The following is a 4,860-nucleotide window of genomic DNA, read 5'->3' as shown; positions in this document are numbered from 1 at the left end:
GACGTCGATGCGCGGGTAATCACTCTTCAGCTGGGCGGCGAGGGAGCGAACCTGCGCGAGCTCGGAGAAGTCGCTGACGAAGTAGTCGGCATTCAGCTCTTTGCCAATGGCGCGGGTCTTCTCTTCGGAACGGCCGACGACGACCACCTGCTCCCCCGCCTTAACCAGCGTCCGCGCCGCTGCTGCCCCAATGCCGTCGCTGGCGCCGGTTATCACGATGGTGCGAGGAGTCAAGGAGTGTCCTTCAGTTCGGGGAAGATAGGCCGCTCCATAAAAGAGGAGTTGCCTTTGCACAACGCCGGCCGGCATCGAAGTGTTCCCCGCCACCCATCCAAACCGGGGGTGATCCAAACCACATATCGCCGCCGAGGCCCCCTCACTGGCCCTTTCCGGAACCGCCACGGCCACCTGGGTTTGTGCACTAGACGTTTTCGGGAACCGGCCCCGGATCTGTACCACAAAGCCTGCCCGGCATATCCTGCTCAGACCGGATGCAAACTGAGGGAGGGAACCATCATGGAGATGCCGAAAGCTGCGGACGGTGACAAGGAGCGGTTCAGGAACCTGGTCCCGGACCTTCCGGATGTCGTGGTCAAGCCGATGTTCGGGAACCTGGGCGCATTCGTGAACGGCAACATGTTCGCCGGGCTCTTCGGCTCGACCATCGGCATCAAACTTTCCGCTGAGGACCGCGTCCTGCTCGAGTCTTCAGAGCGGACCCTTCCGTTCAGGCCGGCCGACCGCCCGATGGGTGACTACACCGGGTTGCCGGAAATGTGGAACGAGGAGGGCGACGGCGACGACGCCCGTGCCAGGGCGTGGATTGGAAAGGCCTACGCCTACGTGGCCGGCTTGCCGCCGAAGGAGCGGAAACCTTCCAAAACCGGGACTTGAGGCACCGAGTCTTCCGCAGACGGCTGCGGGGGCTTGTTCTACCTGGTGCTAGTGTGGCTTCTGTCGCCTCCTGCGACTCTGAAATATTCTGTGGGGGAATTCCATGACTTCTGACGTGACGACGCAGCCGTGCCAGGCAGCTCCGCAGCAGCCGCCTGAGTCCAGGCCCTACCCACCCCTCAGCATTCTCTAGCGCACCGCCGCCGGCGCCCCCGAAGGCAGCCGCAGCAAGACAACCCAATTTTCTGCCGCACACAGGTGGAGACTTCCTCAGCGCAGGCTCCGTCCGGACACAGACCCATCTGTGGTGTGCCTTTCCCCGAAAGCAACCATGCGTCTACACCTCCGTCCTGTTCTCCTGTGCGCAGCACTACTCCTCTCTTCGGCCCTGGTACCTTCCAACGCTGGCCCGGCATCCGCTGCCACCGACGTTCCGCCCGACACCGTACCGGTTACCGAGGTACCTGGGACACCGCGCTCAGTCCACGTTTCAGAAGGCGGGACCGTAGAGTCAGGCAACCTTGCACCGGAATCCCTCCAGCAGCAATCGGTCGCCGGACTTGCCCGCCGGGGGGACATCAAGATCACGCTGGTAACCGTACAGCTGGCCGACACCACTGCGTCCCAGGTCAACTCGATCTCCATCGAGGCCGCCAAGAGCAGCGTCACAGCCACCAGTAACTACTGGAAAGCGATGTCAAACAACCGGTTGTCCATGTCCGTTGAATCAGTCCGTGCAGGTTTCCGTTCCTCAGCAACCTCGGGGCAGACCTACTTTGATATTTCCGCCACAGTGGCACGGGAAATCGGCTGGGTGAACCGCCCCTACACGGCCCTGGTCGTGTTCGTACCCACCGCCTCACTCTGGGGCGGGGCTCTCGGATTCGGCGCGAGCAGCGGCGACGCTGGCGGGCGGATCCTGATGCCCATGCCCAGCAAGTTCTCCAACAATGTCATGGCCCACGAATTCGGGCACGTCTTGGGCCTCATGCACGCAGACAGCCTTCAGTGCGGCAGCGGGATCCCTGACGTCGGCCCCAACGGCTCAGGCGGGTTCGCGGATCCCTCCTGCTCCCTCCGCGAATACGGAGACACCACCGACATCATGGGCGCAGCTCAGTACGCGATGCCGGCGCTCAGCTCCAGCTTCTGGGACCGCTGGGGGTACGGCCGTGGCGATGAGGTCCTCGATCTTGGCATTGCAAGCGGAAGCACGCGCCACACCCTCAAGGCGTGGGCCGGGACTGAAGCGCAGCGCGCCGTGAAGTTCACCGACCCTAAAAGCGGGGAGACGTACTACATCGAGCTTCGGCTGCCGGTCGGCTATGACGCCAGCACTGCAGTCAATGGAAACCGCGGCGTGAAGATCCTTCAGTCCGGAGGCTCCTCGGCTGCCAGCTCCGTGGTCCTGATGCCCTCCACCAAGCCCTTCACCGGTTACTACGCAGCCAACCACACTTGGCAGGCGGGCCAGACCTTCACCACCCATGCCGGCACGAAGGTCACCGTGGATTACATCAACGACTCCTCCGCCGGTGTCACGATCAACACAGGCCTGCCCTTCAATGACATCGGCGATTCAGGCTTCCAGTCCGACATCAAGTGGATGCACGAGCGCGGGCTCAGCACCGGTTGGGCGGACGGCACGTACCGTCCCTATGAATCCATGACCCGCGAAGCGATGGCAGCGTTCATGTACCGCTTTGCCGGCAGCCCTGCCTACAGCCCGCCGTCCCAGTCACCCTTTTCCGACGTTCCGCCGGGCCATCCGTTCTACAAGCACATTTCATGGATGGATGCCACGGAACTTGCCACGGGCTGGGCCGACGGCTCGTACCGTCCCGGTGAATCCATATCGCGAGAAGCCATGGCGGCGTTCCTCAACCGGTACGCCGGCAAACACTGCAATGTGGCTGCCGCCGGCGCCGCGGCACCAGCGGTATCACCCTTCAAAGACATGACACCCTCGTCCGCCTTCTACCAGGAAATCTCTTGGATGAACGTTGCCGGCATCTCCACCGGCTGGGCAGACGGCACCTACCGCCCGGCGGGAGACGTTACCCGTGAAGCCATGGCCGCCTTCATCCACCGCTCGGACTCCTACCTCGCAGCTCATGGTGGTTGCCGCCCTTAAGGCGTTTTTGATGCCATACTGCCCTCGGCTTCCGCCCCAACATGATCGTGACGGATGCATAGGATCTCTTGTCATGTAGTTAACCGGCCATTCACGTCGCTCTTGGCAGCCGTCCAACCGGCCTCCATACCGTCGAGGGCATGGACAACATCTCACGCAGATCCTTGATTTCAGCCGGCCTCGGGGCAGGCCTTGTCGCCGCACTGCCGGGTGCCGCCGTAGCCACCTCCATCGCGGACGACGCCGGGCTCCGCACCAATCCGTTCCTGCTGGGTATCGCCTCCGGCGAGCCGTGGCCGGACGGCTTCGTCCTCTGGACCCGCCTGGCGCTGGATCCCCTGGCCGAGGACGGGCTGGGCGGCATGCCCGCCCGCCGGGTCCCTGTCGCCTGGGAAGTCGCGGAGGACTCCACCATGCGCAAGGTAGTAGCCCGCGGCGTCGAACACGCAAGGATCGAAACCGCGCACTCCGTCCACGTGGAGCTGAAGGGCCTCAAGCCGAACCGCGAATACTTCTACCGGTTCCGCAGCGGCCGCCACATCAGTCCGGTGGGGCGCACGCTCACTGCGCCGGCGCAGCACGAGACGCCGGCCGCGCTGGCCATGGCATTCGCCAGCTGCTCCCAGTACGAGCACGGCTACTTCACCGCCTACAGCCGCCTGGCCCAGGACCACCCGGACCTGGTCCTGCACCTGGGCGACTACCTCTACGAATACAAGAAGGACAGCTACGTGATCGGCGGCGGCAACCCGCGCGACCACCAGGGCCCGGAGACCACCACGCTGCAGGGCTACCGGCAGCGGCACGCCCAATACAAGTCCGACGCCGATCTCCAGGCGGCGCACGCGATCGCGCCGTGGCTGGTGGTGTGGGATGACCATGAGGTGGATAACAACTGGGCGGACGAGGTCCCGGAGAACCGCGACGCCGGCCAGCTCAACGACAGCACGGAGCGCTTCCGCCAGCGCCGGGCGGCTGCGTTCCAGGCGTACTACGAGAACATGCCGCTGCGTGCATCTTCAGTGCCCGCCGGTTTCGACATGAAGATCTACCGCACCATCCAGTGGGGCCAGCTGGCCAACTTCCACATGATGGACACCCGGCAGTACCGTGACGACCAGCTGGCCGGCGACGGCTGGAAAAAGAATGTTGCCGGGCGCCTCGCCGAAAACCGCACCATCACCGGCACCGGGCAGGAGAAGTGGCTGCTGGACGGATTCAAGAACTCCACCCAGCGCTGGGACATCCTGGGCCAGCAGGTGTTCTTCGCCGAGCGGGACCGCGCCCAGGCCCTGGACGTCGACGACGTCTCGATGGACGGCTGGGACGGGTACGCCGCCTCCCGCCGCCGCATCACCCAGGGCTGGCTGGACGCGAAGGTGCGCAACGCCGTCGTCCTTACCGGCGACGTGCACCGCAACTGGGCGAACGACCTCAAGGTGGACTACAAGGATCCCGCCTCGCCGGTAGTCGGTTCGGAGCTGGTGTGCACGTCCATCACGTCCACCGGCAACGGCTCCGGCTCCACCACTGACCCGGTGATGGCGTGGAACCCGCACCTGAAGTTCTACAACGATTCGCGCGGGTACGTAAACACACGGATCACCAAGGATGCGATGACCGCGGACTTCCGGGTGCTGGACTACGTCACGACGCCGGGATCCCCGGTCAGGACCCTCGCATCGTTCCAGATCCAGGACGGTGTACCCGGCCTTCAGGCGTAACCGGCCCCGGGAAAAACCGGCCCAGCCCTTAAGCACGTAGCGGCCGGGGCCCGTCGGGGGCTGAAAAACACCACGCGCGCACCGGGTGGGGGGACACGAACCCCCCCC

General features: G+C 64.5%; 4 protein-coding genes. 3 read left to right on the top strand and 1 reads right to left on the bottom strand.

Annotated features, from left to right (window positions below; genetic code table 11):
- Window positions 1-234, bottom strand: a 234-nt coding sequence (locus AC5RWX_RS30255; protein WP_494099908.1) for an SDR family NAD(P)-dependent oxidoreductase, incomplete at its 3' end; no start/stop codon positions are given.
- A gap of 282 nt (window positions 235-516) precedes the next feature.
- Here AC5RWX_RS30255 and AC5RWX_RS30250 point away from each other — a divergent pair.
- From AC5RWX_RS30250 to AC5RWX_RS30240, 3 genes are all read left to right on the top strand, one after another.
- Entirely contained in the window at window positions 517-894 is a 378-nt protein-coding gene (locus AC5RWX_RS30250) for a TfoX/Sxy family protein (protein WP_494099907.1), read from the top strand.
- A 331-nt stretch (window positions 895-1,225) separates the two neighbouring features.
- Window positions 1,226-3,028, top strand: coding sequence for an S-layer homology domain-containing protein (locus AC5RWX_RS30245; RefSeq protein ID WP_494099906.1), 1,803 nt, complete (start codon window positions 1,226-1,228; stop codon window positions 3,026-3,028).
- Window positions 3,029-3,168: 140 nt separating this feature from the next.
- Window positions 3,169-4,752, top strand: coding sequence for an alkaline phosphatase D family protein (locus AC5RWX_RS30240; RefSeq protein WP_494099905.1), 1,584 nt, complete (start codon window positions 3,169-3,171; stop codon window positions 4,750-4,752).
- The last annotated feature ends 108 nt before the right edge of the window (window positions 4,753-4,860 follow it).

Source organism: Arthrobacter sp. SPT-J7, assembly GCF_059089965.1.
Note: the sequence above shows the minus strand (reverse complement) of the source record. Positions and strands in the feature narration are given on the sequence as shown.

Coding starts and splice junctions, on each gene's coding strand:
- AC5RWX_RS30250 (WP_494099907.1), top strand. CDS start 517: ATGGAGATGCCGAAAGCTGCGGACGGTGACAAGGAGCGGTTCAGGAAC.
- AC5RWX_RS30240 (WP_494099905.1), top strand. CDS start 3,169: ATGGACAACATCTCACGCAGATCCTTGATTTCAGCCGGCCTCGGGGCA.
- AC5RWX_RS30245 (WP_494099906.1), top strand. CDS start 1,226: ATGCGTCTACACCTCCGTCCTGTTCTCCTGTGCGCAGCACTACTCCTC.